Source organism: Glutamicibacter nicotianae, from assembly GCF_006539525.1.
GTDB classification, from domain to species: Bacteria; Actinomycetota; Actinomycetes; order Actinomycetales; family Micrococcaceae; genus Glutamicibacter; species Glutamicibacter nicotianae.
Genome location: NZ_BJNE01000001.1, coordinates 152,658 through 168,236, shown reverse-complemented (window position 1 = coordinate 168,236; position 15,579 = coordinate 152,658). Strand labels below are relative to the sequence as shown.

Genomic DNA, 15,579 nt, shown 5'->3' with positions numbered 1-15,579 from the left:
GGTTTCTTCCTTCAGATCAGGTCGCCGGAGAGGAGCATGTAGAGGCTGGCCATGCGCACGGCCACGCCATTGGTGACCTGGTCGAGCACGGTGGAGCGCGGCGAGTCCGCGGCGGCCGAGGAGATCTCCAGGCCGCGGTTCATCGGACCCGGGTGCATGATCAGGGTTTCGGCGCCCAAAGCGTCCAATTCCGCCAGGCGCGCATCGTCCAGTCCCCAGTAGCGCGAGTATTCGCGGGGGTTCGGGAAGTAGGCGGCATTCATCCGCTCACCCTGCACGCGCAGCATCATCAGCGCGTCGACGCCCTTGGCGATCACCTCGTCCAGGTCGTAGCTGATGGTGCACGGCCAGGATCCGGCGCCGACCGGCAGCAGGGTCGGAGGGGCGACCATCGTGACTTCGGCACCGAGGGTGTTCAGCAGCCACAGGTTGGAGCGGGCGACACGGCTGTGCAGGATGTCGCCGACGATCGCGACCTTCAGCCCGTCCAGGCCGCGGCCTGCCGGGCTGGTGCCCTCGCGCAGCGCCACCTGGCGGCGCAGGGTGAAGGCGTCGAGCAGCGCCTGGGTGGGGTGCTCATGCGTGCCGTCGCCGGCGTTGACGATCGGCAGCCCGATCCAGTCGGTGGCCGCCAGCCGGGCCGGGGCACCGGAATCCGGGTGGCGGATGACCACCGCGTCGGCGCCGATGGCCAGCAGGGTCTGCGCGGTGTCCTTCAGCGACTCGCCCTTGGATACGCTCGATCCCTTGGCCGAGAAGTTGATGACGTCGGCGCTCAGGCGCTTGGCGGCGGCCTCGAAGGAAATCCGGGTGCGGGTGGAGTCCTCGAAGAACAGATTCACCACGGTGCGTCCGCGCAGGGCCGGCAGCTTCTTGATCTGGCGGGTTCCCGATTCACGCATCTCTTCGGCGATATCCAGGATGGCGATGGCTTCGTCGCGGGTCAGATCCGCGGTGGAGAGCAGGTGCTTCATGCGGCGCCCTCGATCACTACTTCGTTGGTGCCATCGATTTCTGCCAGGTGCACGCGCACCTTTTCGCTCTTCGCGGTCGGCAGGTTCTTGCCCACATGATCGGCGCGGATCGGCAGTTCGCGATGCCCTCGGTCAACCAGCACGGCCAGGCGCACGATGCGCGGGCGTCCCCAGTCGGCCAGTGCGTCCAGGGCGGCGCGGATGGTGCGACCGGAATAGAGCACGTCGTCGACCAGTACGACAACCTTGCCCTCGATGCCGCCTGCTGGAAGGCGCGTTGGCGCCGGGGTGCGGGTGGTGGAGTGGCGCAGATCGTCGCGGTACATGGTGATGTCGAGCTGGCCGACCAGCGATGCCGGGTCGAGATTGCCATCGGCGGTGGCTGCGATGCGGGCTGCCAGGCGCTGGGCCAGCGGGAATCCGCGGCTGGGAATGCCAAGGAGGACCAGGTCGTCGGTGCCCTTGTTGGCCTCGATGATTTCGTAGGCTACGCGAGTGAGTACACGTTCGATGTCGTCGCCGGTTAATACCGTGCGCGCGGCATCTGGCACTGAATTCTCATCCATGCTGTGCATCTCTCCCTTCTCCGCCTCACGGGACGGGATTTAAAGGAATATTGCTAACTCAAATTATCACGAGCGCGAGGCGATTCCCTAGCGGAAACCTATGCATGACACTGAATAGGGCATGGGATCGGTCACAAGGATGCAGCTGGCGGTTCTCGCCGAGGGGCAGAATCACGCAGATCCCGTGAACCGACCCTGCCGCAGGCACGGCAGGTGTTGCGATCGACACACGCACTAAGCGGCCAGGACCGTTGGAAGTGTGCTGCGCTATTGGCCCACCCTCCCGTCGAAGCATTCGCGCAGCAGATCTGCATGCCCGCTGTGCCTGGCGTACTCCTCGATGCGGTGGACCATCAGGTCGCGGATGACCACCTGCTCGCGTCCTGCGCGCTGGCCGAGGTCTTCGAAGCCGGCCAGCAGGCGGTCGGTGGCATCTTGCTCTTCATGCAGGATGCGCAGCGCCTGGGATGCCTGGGCGGGGTCCGGGCGCACCGCCTCGAAGTCGGATCCCGCCGGCCCGTAGATCTTGCCGGCAGGCTCGCCGCGGCGATCCAGTTGCACCAGTCCCGCTCGACTTCGCCGAGGTGGCACAGCAGGGCCAGCAGGCTGAGCATGGAGGGCGGGACCGGGCGCGAGGCCATCTGGGCCGCGTCCAGGCCCTGGCATTTGAACTCGATGGTGAGCCGGTAGTCGCGCAGGTAGCGTTCGCAGGTGGCCCGCTCCCGTGCCGGGTCGTCCCCTGCTTCCCGCGGATCCTGGTCGGGATCAAGCCACATGTCCGGCACGATCACGGATTTGCTCCAGCGTTCGGGCTTCTGGTTCATGCACCCTAGCCTCGCCGTCGCACGCCCCGCGGGCAATGGCTGCGCAAAAAAGCCCGGGCCGGAACCCCGCAAAGGGGCTCCGGCTCGGGTTCGGAAACGTGAGGATCGAATTAGTCGACCAGGGTGTCCTTGACGCTCTGGATACGGCCCAAAACGCCATTGACGAACTCCGGCGATTCATCGGTGGACAATTCCCGCACGTTCACCACGGCTTCGGCCACGGCGACAGCGTCGGGAACGTCATCGTTGTACAGCAGCTCCCACACGCCGATGCGCAGTGCGCTGCGGTCAACAGCTGGCATGCGCTCGATGGTCCAGTCCTTGACGTAGCTTTCGAGAACTTCGTCAATGCGAGCCAGATGGGCGGTCACGCCTTCGATGATCGCCAGCGAGTACTCGTTGAGTACGATGTCCGAGTTTTCCCGTCGTGCGATGGCTACGGCCAGCGGATCTGCATCGCGGGCCTCGGCTTCGAACAGGAACTCAAGGGCTCGGCGGCGGGCTTTGGCGCGGGCTCTCACTAGTTGACACGACCCAGGTAATCGCCGGTGCGGGTGTCAACCTTCACCTTGGTGTTCTGCTCGACGAACAGCGGCACCTGGATTTCCTTGCCGGTTTCCAGGGTTGCCGGCTTGGTGCCAGCCGAGGAGCGGTCGCCCTGCAGGCCCGGCTCGGTGTAGGTGATTTCCAGAACGACCGATGCCGGCAGTTCCAGGTACAGCGGGCTGCCGTCGTACATGGCGATGGTCAGGTTCTGGTTCTCCAGCAGGAAGCCGGCGGCATCGCCAACGGTGGCGCCGGGAACGGTGAGCTGGTCGTAGTCTTCCAGGTTCATGAAGACGTAGTCTTCGCCATCCTGGTAGAGGTACTGGTAATCGCGGCGGTCAACGGTGGCCAGTTCGATCTTGGTGCCTGCGTTGTAGGTCTTGTCCAGGACCTTGCCGGAGATGACGTTGCGCATCTTCGTGCGCACGAATGCGCCGCCCTTGCCTGGCTTGACGTGCTGGAAGTCGATGATGGTCCAGAGCTGGCCATCGATCTTGATGACCTGTCCATTCTTGATGTCAGTTGTATCCGCCACGTTTCCTCAATCCTCTATTTTCGCCAGCTGCAGCCGGCATTATCAAAAATCCATGTTCAAGTTTACCCTACGCGCAATGGGGCACAAAGGGTTGGGCGCGGTGGCGCGCATTACTGCGCGGCGCGCTCTTCGGCAATATGCATGCAGGTGCTGGCCGCGTTGACCAGGTATGCGTCGTCGTCCAACTCGATGCGCAGCTCCAGGGCCTTGCGGAATCGGGTGGCCGCCGCCTTGTAATCGCCCTTCGCGAAGAAGGACAGGCCTGCATGGTAGTGCATCAGCGGCTCGTACGCGGTGCCGGCGAATTCCTCGGCCAGCTTGCGCAGGCGGTTGATCGCGCGATCGAAGTCGCCCTGCATGCGGGTCAGCTCGGTGTCCAGGACGCGCAGATGGGCGTTGGTCGGATCAACGAAACGCGATTCCGCGATCAGCTCGCCGGCCTTGGCCAGCTCGCCCCGGGCGAGCAGCACCATTACCTGGTCGGTGGGCGAACCCACCAGCAGCTGCTGCTCGGCGGCCGCCTCGTCGGCGATGTAGGGCTTGAGCGTCTCGGGATCGATCAGCACGCCTTCAACAGCTGTGCCGACACCTTCGCGGTTTACCGATGCGACGTCAATGGCGTATGCGGTGTAGTCGACCATGTGCTTACTCCCCGATTTCCTGGTAGGCGGCGAAGAGCAGCGAGTTATCGGGCACTTCATAGATGCGCGGCTTGCCGATTTCCTCCAGCACGACGAAGCGCAGCTGGCTGCCGCGGGCCTTCTTGTCGCGCTTCATGCCGTCGAGCAGCGCCGCCCAGCGGTCGTTGCGGTAGGTGGTCGGCAACCCGAGGGACTTCAGGATCGCGACGTGGCGGTCGGCCACGGCGTCGGAGGTGTAGCCCACCGAGCGGCCCAGTTCGGCGGCGAAGGCCAGGCCGATGGACACGGCTGCGCCATGGCGCATCTGGTAGCGCTCGGCCAGCTCGATGGCGTGGGCCAGGGTGTGGCCGTAGTTCAGGAATTCGCGGTCGCCGGATTCCTTCAAGTCGCGCGAGACCACGTCGATCTTCACGGCGATGGTGCGCTCGACCAGCTCGCGCAGGCGGTCGCTGGCGGGATCGACGGCATCGGCCGGATCCTCTTCGATCAGTTCCAGGATGCGCTCGTCGGCGATGAAGCCGCATTTGACGATTTCCGCCATGCCGGTGACCAGCTCGTTCTTCGGCAAGGTGGCCAGCGCGTCGAGGTCGGCGAGCACAGCGGCCGGCGGGTGGAAGGCGCCGACGAGGTTCTTGCCCTCGGCGGTGTTGATTCCGGTCTTGCCGCCCACGGCAGCGTCGACCATGGCCAGCAGCGAGGTGGGAATATGGATGACCTTCACGCCGCGCAGCCAGGTGGCAGCAACGAATCCTGCCACGTCGGTGACGGCCCCGCCGCCCACGGAAATGACTGCATCGGAGCGGGTGAAGTCGTTCTTGCCCAGCACTTCCCAGCAGAAGGAGGCAACCTGGATGTGCTTGCCTTCTTCGGCATCCGGAATTTCCGCGGTCAATGCCTCCAGGCCGAACTTCGCCAGTTCGTCGCGAACCACGTCGCCGGTGGCGCGCAGTGCTCGCGGGTGGATGACCAGGACCTTCTTGACCGCGGGACCAAGCAGGTCGGGCAGTTGGCCCAAGAGGCCGTTGCCGACCATGACGGGGTACGACTCCGCGGGGGTGCTTCCGGTGACCTTCATGGTGGTCGGTGCGATAGGCATCAGTCTAGCTTCCTCCTGATGGTGGTGATTTTTCTAGCGTACGCGTGAGCCCGGCCAGAAGTTGCATCTCGTGAGGCTAATCACAGCCGTTCCAGCTGCGGCAATACCTCGTCGAGAATTTGCGAAACGGACTTTCCATCCACGAGAACATGCACGTCAGCGAGCATTTCATAAATCGGGCGGCGCTTTTCGTAGACGGCGATCCAGCTCTTGAGGGCTTCGTCACCAGCCAGCAGCGGGCGGTGCCCGTCGCCCTTGATGCGCTCGGCGGCAGCCTGTTCGCCGAGTTCCAGGTAGATTACCGTGCCGCGCGAGAGCAGCTGCTGGTTCTCCTCGCGCAGCACTGCGCCTCCGCCGGTGGCGACCACACCGGTGCGCAGCCGGCACAGCGCCTGGACTTCAAGGTCGCGGAAATGCGCTTCGCCATGCTCGGCGAAGATCTGCGCGATGGTTCCGTGGTGGGCGACGATGGCCGCGTCGGAATCCGCGAAGCTGGTAGAAAGGGCCGTGGCCAGTGACTTGCCCACGGTGGACTTGCCACTGGCCATCGGACCAATGAGGTAGATCATTGAAGCGTGCTTCCTAGACGCCGGTCGAACCCAGATTGCCCGGGATGCTGGCCAGGTAGGACTCGATATTGCGCTTGGTCTCGGCCACCGAATCGCCGCCGAACTTCTCCAGCAGGGACTGGGCCAGCACCAGAGCGACCATGGCCTCGGCGACCACGCCGGCAGCCGGCACGGCGCAGACATCCGAGCGCTGGTGGTGCGCGGTGGTGTCCTCGCCGGTGGCGGTGTCCACGGTGCGCAGGGCGCGGGGCACGGTGGCGATCGGCTTCATGGCGGCGCGCACGCGCAGCACCTCGCCGATGCTCATGCCGCCCTCGATGCCGCCGGCGCGGTTCGAGTTGCGCTTGATGCTGCCGTCTTCGGCGTGCACGATCTCATCGTGCGCGGCCGAACCGCGGCGCGCGGCGGTGGCAAAGCCGTCGCCGACCTCGACGCCCTTGATGGCCTGGATGCCCATCAGGGCGGCGGCCAGTCGCGCGTCCAGGCGGCGGTCCCAGTGCACGTAGGAACCGATGCCCGGAGGCAGGTTGTAGGCGAGGACCTCGACGACGCCGCCCAGGGTCTCCCCTGCCTTGTGGGCGTCGTCGACCTCGGCGACCATGGCTACGCTGGTCTCGGGGTGGAAGCAGCGCAGCGGGTCGGCGTCCAGGGCGGCGACATCGGCTGCGGTGGGCAGCGGTGCATCGGCCGGTGCGGCCACGGCGCCAACGGCCGTGGTGTGCGAGACGAGCTGGATGCCCAAATCATTGAGGAAACGCGAGGCCACCGTGCCCAGTGCGACGCGGGCCGCGGTTTCGCGGGCGCTGGCGCGCTCGAGGATCGGGCGGGCGTCCTCGAAGCCGTACTTCTGCATGCCCGTGAAATCGGCGTGGCCCGGACGCGGACGGGTCAGCGGCGCGTTGCGCGCCAGCGAGGCCAGCTCATCCAGATCCACCGGGTCGGCGTTCATCACGCGTTCCCACTTGGGCCATTCGGTGTTGCCGATTTCGATGGCTACCGGGCCGCCCTGTGTCTTGCCATGGCGGACGCCACCGAGGAAGGTGACCTGGTCCTTTTCAAATTTCATGCGCGCGCCGCGGCCATAGCCGAGACGGCGGCGTGCCAGTGCCTCCCGCACTGCTTCGCTATCCACCGATACTCCGGCGGGTAGGCCTTCAAGAATTCCAACGAGTGCCGGGCCATGCGATTCGCCCGCGGTCAACCAACGCAACATGTCATCTATTTTGCCATGACACGAACTAATTACTGGTGTCGGGCCAGACCCAAAGAGTCATACATCGCATTTGTGACGTCCGCTCGGCGCGATTCCTGCCAGGCTCCGGCACTGAAGAATCGCACTTGTTCCACGGCTTGGTGCACGAGCATATGGATTCCGGAGATTACGGTGCCTTGCCATGCTTGTGCCAAGGCAGAGGGCCACGGGTCGTAGGCGACATCCAGCAGGATGCCGCTGCCTGCGCCGATCACCGGCACCCAATCGTCGGCCGCACGCGGCGGCAGCGTGGAGAACACGAGCGGGATACCGTTCAGTGTCGCGGCCAGCGCCTGGTCGATTCCCGAAATCTCGTGGACGGTCGTTTCCATCCCGAGCTGGTGGGCCAGATCGACGGCCCGGGAGGCCCGCGAGGCGGCACGCACGACAAGCTCCAGCTGGCGCACGCCCACTTCAGCGGCGGCCTCGATGGCTGCCAGCGCGGTGTTGCCCGAGCCCAGGATCATCGCCTGCGCGCACTGGTCGAGCCCGAAATCGTCGAGGGCCTGGACCAGGCCGTCGACGTCGGTGTTTTCCCCGTAGAGGGTGCCGTCGTCGCGGACCACGATGGTGTTCAGCGCGCCGAGGCGCTGCACGCGTGCGGACAGGTCGTCCATCAATGGCACGAATGCGTCCTTCAGCGGCATGGTCACCGAGCAGCCGGCCCAGTTGCCTGCGCGCAGCGCGGCTGCATGCCCGGCAGCCTGGCCCGGTTCCATGTCGATCGCGCTGTAGCTGATCGGCGCGCCGAGCAGCTGGTAGGCGGCGCGGTGCAGCACCGGCGATTTGGAGTGGCTGATGGGGTGGCCGAGGACGGCTGCCTGCTTCATTTTCTTCATGGACTTCCTGCTGGTAATTGCCCGGCCCTGGGGGCGGCAACGCGTCTTTCGTTCGCGGGCTTGCGCTAGCAGACGTCTGGATGCTCGTCGCACCAGGCGTCGAATTCGGCCTTGTACCGCTGGTGCTCTTCGTAGGTCGAGGCGAACTTGGTCTCGCCGGTTTCGATGTTGACGGTCACCCAGTAGTAGTAGCCGTTGTCTTCCGGATTGGCGGCGGCCTCGATCGCGGGATTCGCTGGCGAGCCGATCGGAGTTGGCGTCAGGCCCTTGTGCACGTAGGTGTTGTATTTGTTCGACGCGTCCTGCTTCTCCTGCGCGCTGAACTGCAGCGAGTAGCGGCCCAGCCCATAGATCACCGCGGAGTCGACCTGCAGCAGCCCGTGCGTCTCGCGGTTGCCCGGATCCAGCCGGTTCTCGATCGCTCCGGCGACCGTGGCGTAGTCCGGGGTGCGCGCCTCCGCCTGCAGGATCGAGGCGATCTTCAGGATGCGGTAGCCCTCGTCGAGGTCGGTAATGCCCGCCTGCTCGAGGGAAACCTTGGTGGCCTTGACCAGCTCGGCCAGCACTTCCTTGGCGCTGGTTTCCAGCGGGAAGCGGTACTCCCCCGGGTGCAGCCAGCCTTCGAGGTTCGTCACGGAGTCGGGCAGGCCGAACTCCTGCGGCTTGCTGGCCAGCGCCTGCAGGTCCTTCTCCTTCAGGCCCGAGCCCTTGGCAATTTCCTTGATCGCGGCATCCATGCGCATATTGGCCTTCAACGCGATGTAGAAGACCTTGTCCGGACGCTGGTTGATGAGCAGCTCCGCAGCGTCGGCTGCTGGCATCTGCTTCTTGAGCAGGTAGGTGCCGGGGTGGATGAGCTTGTTTTGGGCTTCGGAGTCGGCGACGGCGTCAGAGAACAGGCCATCGTCGGAGACGACGTCGAGCTCTTCGAGCTTGCGCGAAATGATGTTCACGCCCCAGCCATCTTCCACGGTGAATTCCACGGTGGCGCCGCCCGGGCCCGGGTAGTCGTCCGGGTTGAACTGCTTGAGCACGGACTTGACGAAGAAGACCGAGCCGGAGACCACCAGCGCGAAAATCAGGACGGTGGCCAGCATCACCAGGTTGCGCTTGCGCTTGGTGCGCTTGCGCCGCTGGGCCTTGTGGGCCGCGGCTTGCTCGTCCTGCGGCTCGTCGCCGAAGACAACTGCCGGCTGTACGGCGTGCGTTTCCCCGGTGTAGTCCTCATCCTGGGCGTCTGCAGGATCGTCGGATTCCTGCATTTCGGCGTCAGCGGCCACTTGGGCGGGGAGGAACCTGGTGTGGGTGTCTTCCCCGCCCGAAGCGCCGGGTTCCGCGGTGGCCGCTAGCGGTTCGCCGTAGTGCTCGGCGCCGGCCAGTTCCGGTTCTGAGGGTTGTGCAATGGGCACGCCGGTTCCGGCGGCAAAGCGTTCATATAGCGCGCGATGCGTTTCGCGTTGCCGTTCGTGGCGGGCTTCTTCTCGCATCAACTCTCATCTCTCGGGTCGTTGTGGAGCACTAGCGGTGGTGGGCTAGCGCAGCACAATCCGGCTGGCTTGCACGCGGACGTTGTTGCGCCGCATTTCCAGCACTTGCTGCAGGATCTCGGTGGCTGCGACCTGGTCGACGACCTTGCGGTGCTCTGCCATCTTCTTGCCCGAGGCGTGCAACGACCGATGCGCGTTCACGGTGCTCAGGCGTTCGTCGACCAGGAAAACCTCAAGCTCGATATTAGCGCTTGCGGCTTCTTCCGCCAAGGCAATCGCGTAGTCACGTGCCATTTTGGTGGATTCGGTCGAGTTGCCGGCCAGCGATTTCGGCTCTCCGACGAAGACCTCGGTGACGCCGCGATCGGCAATGATGCGCAAGAGCATCCGCAGATCCGAATTCTTCTTGGCATCCCGGCGCAGGGTCATCACCGGAGTGGCGAGGATTCCCGAGGGATCGGATGCGGCGACGCCGACGCGGGCCAGGCCCACGTCGACGCCGAGAGCGGCATTAGCCATTGGCCAGTGCCGTCTGGATGGCAGCCAGCGCGTCGTCGATCTTCGACGCGTCCTGGCCGCCGCCCTGGGCCATGTCGTCCTTGCCGCCGCCACCGCCGCCGAGCACGCCGGTTGCGGTGCGGACGAGGGCGCCGGCCTTGAAGCCGTTGGCGCGGGCCTCCTCGTTGGTCACCGCCAGCACCAGCGGACGGCCGTTGGACACGCCGATCAGCACGATGACTGCGGCTTCGGAGCCCAGCTTGCCGCGCAGGTCCAGCGCCATGGTGCGCAGCGCATCGGCGGAGTCGACTTCTCCGGCGTTGTGCGCCAGCAGGCGGGTGCCGCCGATGGTGACGACCTTCTGCAGCAGCGCCGCGGACTGGGCCAGCATTGCCTGGTTCTTCAGTTCGGCAATCTGCTTCTCAGCGGCCTTGAGCTTGGCAACGGTATCGTTGACGCGCTCGGAGACCTGGCTGGATGGCACGCGGAACAGGCCGGAGAGCTCGGAGACCAGGGCGCGCTCGGCAGCGCCGTGGCGGAAGGCTTCCATGCCCACCAGCGCCTCGACGCGGCGGTTGCCCGAACCCACCGAAGCCTCGGAGAGCAGGGTCAGCTGGCCGATGCGGGCGGTGGTATCCACGTGGGTGCCGCCGCACAGTTCGCGCGACCAGGCGCCGTTCATCTCCACCACGCGCACGTCGTTGGCGTACTTCTCGCCGAACAGGCTCATTGCGCCCAGCTTCTTCGCCTCGGACAGCGCCATCTCGTTGGTGATGACCTGGTGGTTGGCGGCGATGGCAAGGTTGACGACCTCTTCGACCTCGCTGCGCGCGGCAGCGGACAGCGCCTCGGCCCAGGAGAAGTCGAAGCGCAGGTAGCCTGCCTTGTTGAAGGAGCCGGCCTGGGTGGCGGTCGGGCCAAGCAGCTCGCGCAGGGCGGCATGCACCAGGTGGGTGGCCGAGTGCGCCTGCTCGCCGGAGCGGCGGCGCACGGCGTCGACCTGGGTGCGCACCAGTGCCTCGGCAGGCAGTTCGCCTTCGCGCACGATGACCTTGTGGACGCTCAGGCCCTTGACCGGGGCCTGCACATCGGTGACTTCCAGCACGAATCCGTCGCCGGTGATCAGGCCGCTGTCACCTGCCTGGCCGCCGGATTCGGCGTAGAACGGGGTTTCGTTGAGCACCAGGTCGATTTCCTGGCCCTGCTCGGCGAACGGCACGACCTGGCCATCGCGGATGATGCCGCGGATGGAGGATTCGCCTTCGAGGGTGTCGTAGCCGGTGAAGTGCACGTTGCCGGCCTCGGCCAGCTTGTTGTACACCGACAGGTCGGCGTGGCCGGCCTTCTTGGCCTTGGCGTCCTTCTGGGCGCGGGTGCGCTGCTCGTTCATCAGTTCGCGGAAGCGCGACTCGTCGACGGACAGGCCAGCCTCGGCGGCGATCTCCAGGGTCAGGTCGATCGGGAAGCCGTAGGTGTCGTGCAGGGTGAAGGCGTCGTCGCCGGAGAGGTTCTTGCCTTCCTCCTTGGCGTGGTTCAGCGCCTCGTCCAGGCGGGTGGTGCCCGAAGCGATGGTGCGTCGGAAGGCGCGTTCCTCGGCGTAGGCGATGCGGGCGATGCGCTCGAAATCGGCCTCAACCTCCGGGTAGACGCCCTTCATGGCGTCGCGCGAGACCGGAAGCAGCTCAGGGAGCACCTCGGTGTCCACGCCCATCAGGCGCATGGCGCGCACGGCGCGGCGGATCAGCCGGCGCAGCACGTAGCCGCGGCCTTCGTTGCCCGGGGTGACCTGGTCGGAGATCAGCATCAGCGAGGAGCGGATGTGGTCGGCGATCATGCGCAGGCGCACGTCGGTGGCGTGGTTCGGGTCGGCAGGATCCTCGGTGGATGTGTAGGTGACGCCGGCCAGTTCGGCTGCCTTGTCGAGCACCGGACGGACCTGGTCGGTCTCGTACATGTTCTCGACGCCCTGCAGGATCATCGCCAGACGCTCCAGGCCCAGGCCGGTATCGATGTTGCGCTTGGGCAGTTCGCCGGCAACGTCGAAGTCGGTCTTGGAGCGTACTGCCGAGAGGCGGTACTGCATGAACACCAGGTTCCAGATTTCCACGTAGCGGGTCTCGTCGACGGCGGGGCCGCCTTCGACGCCGTAGGCCGGGCCGCGGTCGTAGTAGATCTCCGAGCATGGTCCGCCGGGGCCGGGCTGGCCGGTGTTCCAGTAATTGTCTTCCTTGCCGGTGCCGACAACGCGCTCGGTAGGCATGCCGATCTCTTCTTCCCAGATGCGGCGGGCCTCGAGGTCCTTCTCGTCGCCGTCTTCGTAGACGGTGACCCACAGGCGGTCCTTGTCCAGGCCGTAGCCGCCGTCCTCGACGGAACTGGTCAGCAGCTCCCAGGCGAAGTGGATGGCTTCCTTCTTGAAGTAGTCGCCGAAGGAGAAGTTGCCGCACATCTGGAAGAAGGTGCCATGACGGGCGGTCTTGCCGACCTCTTCGATGTCACCGGTGCGGATGCACTTCTGCACCGAGGTGGCACGGGAGTATGGCGGCTCTTCGCGCGCGGTGAGGTAAGGGATGAACGGAACCATGCCGGCCACCGTGAACAACAGCGAAGGGTCGGCCGAGACCAGCGAGGCGCTCGGCACCGCGGCATGGCCCTTAGAGACGAAAAAGTCGACCCAACGACGGGCAATTTCCTGCGTTTTCATCGTGTTACGGATGATCCCTTCACTTAGCGGCGTCCACGCCCAAGGCGGAACGCAATTCTTCTTCGCGGGAGCTCATTCCCTGGCGGAAGGCTTCCCAATATTCCGAGGCGCGGTCGGCGTACTTGCCGACCTGGCGGTTCAGCGCCGCCCCGGACGAAACTTCAGCGTATTTCTTGGACGCGAGCACGCCAACGCCCACTCCAATCGAAACCCACAAGAGCTTTTTCATTCTAGTCTCCTTGGCGGCCACCAGATGGCCGTATCCTATTCAGCACGCCGATACGTGTTCGATCAAACAGCGTTGCCTGCTTAGCGGCTGCGGCGTGCCTTGCCGCTTGGCTTGGTGTTCATGGCAGCCTTCACGCCTTCGGTGAATGCTGCAACCTTGATCAGCGGCTTGCCAACGGTGGCTGCTATCAGCGAGGACAGCGCGGAAACGTTGGCGGTGGTGTCAGAAACGTTGCTGGTGATGACGTCGACCTTCTTGAGCTGGTCATTGGTGGTCGCAACGGTGGTCGCGACTTCGCCGATCAACGGAGTGGTTCCGTCAGCCAGGTCCTTGATCGATTTGCGCAGCTCGTCGAACACCTTGCCCAACTTGATGATCGGCACTGCCAGCAGCACAACTAGTACGACAAACGCGCCGGCGGCGATGAGCCCTGCAATATCCGAACCCGACATGTGCTTCCTCTTCTGCTTTGGGTTTTTGGTGCCAGTCCACCTTATCGAAGTCAGAGCATATATAGGTAGTTAAGCGACAAGCCCGCAACCGTTTCCGGCTGCGGGCTTGGAACTAGCGCACGGATTTAGCGTGCGTAGTACTCGACCACGAGGTTCTCTTCGCAGGTCACTGGGATTTCGGCGCGCTCTGGGGTGCGCACGAAGGTCGCCTGGAGGGCTTCCAGCTTCACGTCCAGGTAAGCAGGAACAGCTGGCAGCACCTTTGCGTGCTCGCCGGCTGCAGCCATCTGGAATGGAACCATCTTCTCGCTCTTCTCATGCACGTGGATCAGCTGACCCGGCTGCACCTTGAAGGACGGACGGTCTACACGCTGGCCGTTGACCAGGATGTGGCGGTGTACAACCATCTGGCGAGCCTGCTGGATGGTGCGGGCGAAGCCTGCACGCAGAACCAGGGCATCCAGACGGGACTCGAGCAGAGCCAGCAGGTTTCCGCCGGTTTCGCCGCCGAGGCGCTTAGCTTCCTTGAAGGCGCTCAGCATCTGAGCTTCGCGGATGCCGTACTGGGCACGCAGACGCTGCTTTTCGCGCAGACGTACTGCGTAGTCGCTGTCCTGCTTCTTACGGGCGCGGCCGTGCTGGCCTGGACCGTATGGACGGCGCTCCATGTACTTTTCAGCTTTTGGAGTCAATGCAAGGCCGAGCGCACGCGAGAGGCGTACGGTACGGCGGGCACGGGCGTTAGCCATGGTGTGTCCCTTTCGATTAGCGACGGTATCTACTGGCCTCCAGGAGGGAGAGTGTGTGGGCGTCGCGTCCCTGCTTCACTTCAACCTCGCTGTGCAGCCGATCACTCGAATGCACAGGCAAGGCTTGCCAGCCAAGGATCAAGTTTACACGAAATCGCCGTTGCTTTCGCTGAGTCCTAGCGCACACTTAGCGCTTGCCCTTGGAACGCAGCGGATCCTTGCCGCGGATGATCTCGCGCAAGCGGGCCAGGCGGGACCCAAGGGTCTTTTCGGCGCCGTTATTGGTGGGCGTGTAGTAGTTGGTGCCCACCAGGTCATCGGGCAGGTACTGCTGGGTGGCGATGGAATGCGGCGCATCGTGCGAGTAGATGTAGCCCACCCCGTGGCCCAGCGATTTGGCACCTGGATAGTGCGCGTCGCGCAGGTGGTCGGGTACCAGCGAGCCCTTGCCTTCGGACACATCGGCCAGGGCGGCGTTGATCGCGTTGTAGGAGGCGTTGGACTTCGGAGCGGTGGCCAGATGCACTGTCGCCTGGCCAAGCATGATCCGCGCTTCGGGCATGCCGGTGAGCTGAACCGACTGGGCAGCGGCGACCGCGAGCGGGAGCGCGGTGGGATCGGCCATGCCGATGTCTTCCGAGGCCGAGATCATCAGCCGGCGGGCGATGAAGCGGGGGTCCTCCCCTGCGGAGAGCATGCGGGCCAGATAGTGCAGGGCAGCGTCCACATCCGAGCCGCGGATGGACTTGATGAACGCGGAGATGATGTCGTAATGCTGGTCGCCATCCTTGTCGTAGCGCTGTACCGCCTGGTCCATGGCCAGCTGCACATGGCCTGCGGTGATGTGCACCGGCGGTGCGACATCCTTCCCGGCGGCGTTCCAGGCGACCGCGCCGGCGGCCTCCAGCACGGTGAGCGAGCGGCGCGCATCGCCCTGGGCCAGGCGGACAATCGCCTCGCGCTGCTCGTCGTCCAGGATCACTTGTCCATCGAAGCCGCGCTCGTCGGCTACAGCGCGCTCGAGCAAGGTGGACAGGTCGCCGTCGGTCAGCGGGCGCAAGGTCAGCAGCAAGGAGCGCGAGAGCAACGGAGAAATCACCGAGAAGGAAGGGTTTTCGGTCGTCGCGGCTACTAGGACGACAACACGGTTCTCCACGCCGGGCAGCAGGGCATCCTGCTGGGCCTTGTTGAAGCGGTGGATCTCATCGAGGAACAAGACGGTGGTGATCCCGCGCAGATCTCGGTCGTCCTTCGCCTGCTCGATGACCCGGCGCACGTCCTTGACGCCTGCGGTGATCGCGGAGAGCTCGACGAACTTGCGGTCGGTGGCGCGGGCGATCACGTGGGCGATGGTGGTTTTGCCGATCCCCGGAGGGCCGTAGAGGATCACGCTGGCCGGGCCTGCCAGGCCGGTTTCCGGATGCTCGGCGAGCTGGCGCAGCGGAGAGCCAGGACCCAAGAGGTGCTGCTGGCCAACCAGTTCGTCCAGGGATCGCGGGCGCATGCGCACCGCCAGCGGCGGACGCGGCCGGTTGACTTGGGAGGTGCTCCCATCGTGCTGATCATCGGACAAGGAATCGAACAAATCGCTCACCCCCTAAGCCTACCGATACTCTGG

Annotated in this window: 17 protein-coding genes and 1 pseudogene; all 18 read right to left on the bottom strand. The window is 65.0% G+C overall.

From position 1 onward, the window contains the following. Positions 1 to 11: 11 nt before the first annotated feature. Positions 12 to 974, bottom strand: a complete 963-nt coding sequence (locus ANI01nite_RS00775) for an aspartate carbamoyltransferase catalytic subunit (protein ID WP_141355295.1) — start codon at positions 972 to 974, stop codon at positions 12 to 14. Next, positions 971 to 1,540, bottom strand: a complete 570-nt coding sequence (gene pyrR / locus ANI01nite_RS00770) for a bifunctional pyr operon transcriptional regulator/uracil phosphoribosyltransferase PyrR (RefSeq protein ID WP_128470252.1) — start codon at positions 1,538 to 1,540, stop codon at positions 971 to 973. Before pyrR ends, ANI01nite_RS00775 begins: the two co-directional genes overlap by 4 nt. A 267-nt stretch (positions 1,541 to 1,807) precedes the next feature. Further along, positions 1,808 to 2,101, bottom strand: coding sequence for a mycothiol transferase (locus ANI01nite_RS16930; RefSeq protein ID WP_255314328.1), 294 nt, complete (start codon positions 2,099 to 2,101; stop codon positions 1,808 to 1,810). Positions 2,102 to 2,118: 17 nt separating this feature from the next. Next, positions 2,119 to 2,316 (bottom strand): annotated as a pseudogene (locus tag ANI01nite_RS16925) (mycothiol transferase); the annotation flags it as partial. Between the two features lie 158 nt (positions 2,317 to 2,474). Next, complete coding sequence (nusB, locus tag ANI01nite_RS00760) at positions 2,475 to 2,885, bottom strand: transcription antitermination factor NusB (RefSeq protein WP_038991129.1); 411 nt, start codon at positions 2,883 to 2,885, stop codon at positions 2,475 to 2,477. Continuing rightward, positions 2,885 to 3,445, bottom strand: coding sequence for an elongation factor P (efp, locus tag ANI01nite_RS00755; protein ID WP_038991131.1), 561 nt, complete (start codon positions 3,443 to 3,445; stop codon positions 2,885 to 2,887). Before efp ends, nusB begins: the two co-directional genes overlap by 1 nt. Before the next feature lie 110 nt (positions 3,446 to 3,555). Further along, positions 3,556 to 4,086, bottom strand: a complete 531-nt coding sequence (locus ANI01nite_RS00750) for a tetratricopeptide repeat protein (protein WP_038991136.1) — start codon at positions 4,084 to 4,086, stop codon at positions 3,556 to 3,558. 4 nt (positions 4,087 to 4,090) lie between these two features. After that, positions 4,091 to 5,182, bottom strand: a complete 1,092-nt coding sequence (gene aroB / locus ANI01nite_RS00745) for a 3-dehydroquinate synthase (protein WP_066138477.1) — start codon at positions 5,180 to 5,182, stop codon at positions 4,091 to 4,093. 80 nt (positions 5,183 to 5,262) lie between these two features. Beyond that, complete coding sequence (locus tag ANI01nite_RS00740) at positions 5,263 to 5,751, bottom strand: shikimate kinase (protein WP_066138479.1); 489 nt, start codon at positions 5,749 to 5,751, stop codon at positions 5,263 to 5,265. A 13-nt stretch (positions 5,752 to 5,764) separates the two neighbouring features. Further along, entirely contained in the window at positions 5,765 to 6,964 is a 1,200-nt protein-coding gene (gene aroC, locus ANI01nite_RS00735) for a chorismate synthase (RefSeq protein WP_038991142.1), read from the bottom strand. 29 nt (positions 6,965 to 6,993) lie between these two features. Then, positions 6,994 to 7,842, bottom strand: a complete 849-nt coding sequence (locus ANI01nite_RS00730) for a shikimate dehydrogenase family protein (RefSeq protein WP_141355294.1) — start codon at positions 7,840 to 7,842, stop codon at positions 6,994 to 6,996. 65 nt (positions 7,843 to 7,907) lie between these two features. After that, positions 7,908 to 9,329: an endolytic transglycosylase MltG gene (gene mltG, locus ANI01nite_RS00725; RefSeq protein WP_141355293.1), complete on the bottom strand. Its 1,422-nt coding sequence runs from the start codon at positions 9,327 to 9,329 to the stop codon at positions 7,908 to 7,910. Positions 9,330 to 9,374: 45 nt separating this feature from the next. After that, positions 9,375 to 9,848 (bottom strand): Holliday junction resolvase RuvX, encoded by a 474-nt coding sequence (gene ruvX, locus ANI01nite_RS00720; RefSeq protein ID WP_066138484.1) that lies wholly within the window; start codon positions 9,846 to 9,848, stop codon positions 9,375 to 9,377. Continuing rightward, a complete protein-coding gene (gene alaS / locus ANI01nite_RS00715; RefSeq protein WP_141355292.1) occupies positions 9,841 to 12,531 on the bottom strand; it encodes an alanine--tRNA ligase in 2,691 nt (896 codons plus the stop codon). The genes ruvX and alaS overlap by 8 nt, the downstream gene beginning before the upstream one ends. Positions 12,532 to 12,550: 19 nt before the next feature. Further along, positions 12,551 to 12,760 carry a hypothetical protein gene (locus tag ANI01nite_RS00710; RefSeq protein WP_038991150.1) on the bottom strand — a complete coding sequence of 70 codons (210 nt, stop codon included), beginning with the start codon at positions 12,758 to 12,760 and terminating at the stop codon, positions 12,551 to 12,553. Between the two features lie 80 nt (positions 12,761 to 12,840). Beyond that, positions 12,841 to 13,212 carry a DUF948 domain-containing protein gene (locus ANI01nite_RS00705; protein WP_038991152.1) on the bottom strand — a complete coding sequence of 124 codons (372 nt, stop codon included), beginning with the start codon at positions 13,210 to 13,212 and terminating at the stop codon, positions 12,841 to 12,843. A gap of 125 nt (positions 13,213 to 13,337) precedes the next feature. Next, positions 13,338 to 13,961, bottom strand: a complete 624-nt coding sequence (gene rpsD / locus ANI01nite_RS00700; protein WP_038991153.1) for a 30S ribosomal protein S4 — start codon at positions 13,959 to 13,961, stop codon at positions 13,338 to 13,340. 187 nt (positions 13,962 to 14,148) lie between these two features. Then, positions 14,149 to 15,555, bottom strand: a complete 1,407-nt coding sequence (locus tag ANI01nite_RS00695; RefSeq protein WP_022875202.1) for a replication-associated recombination protein A — start codon at positions 15,553 to 15,555, stop codon at positions 14,149 to 14,151. Positions 15,556 to 15,579 lie beyond the last annotated feature (24 nt).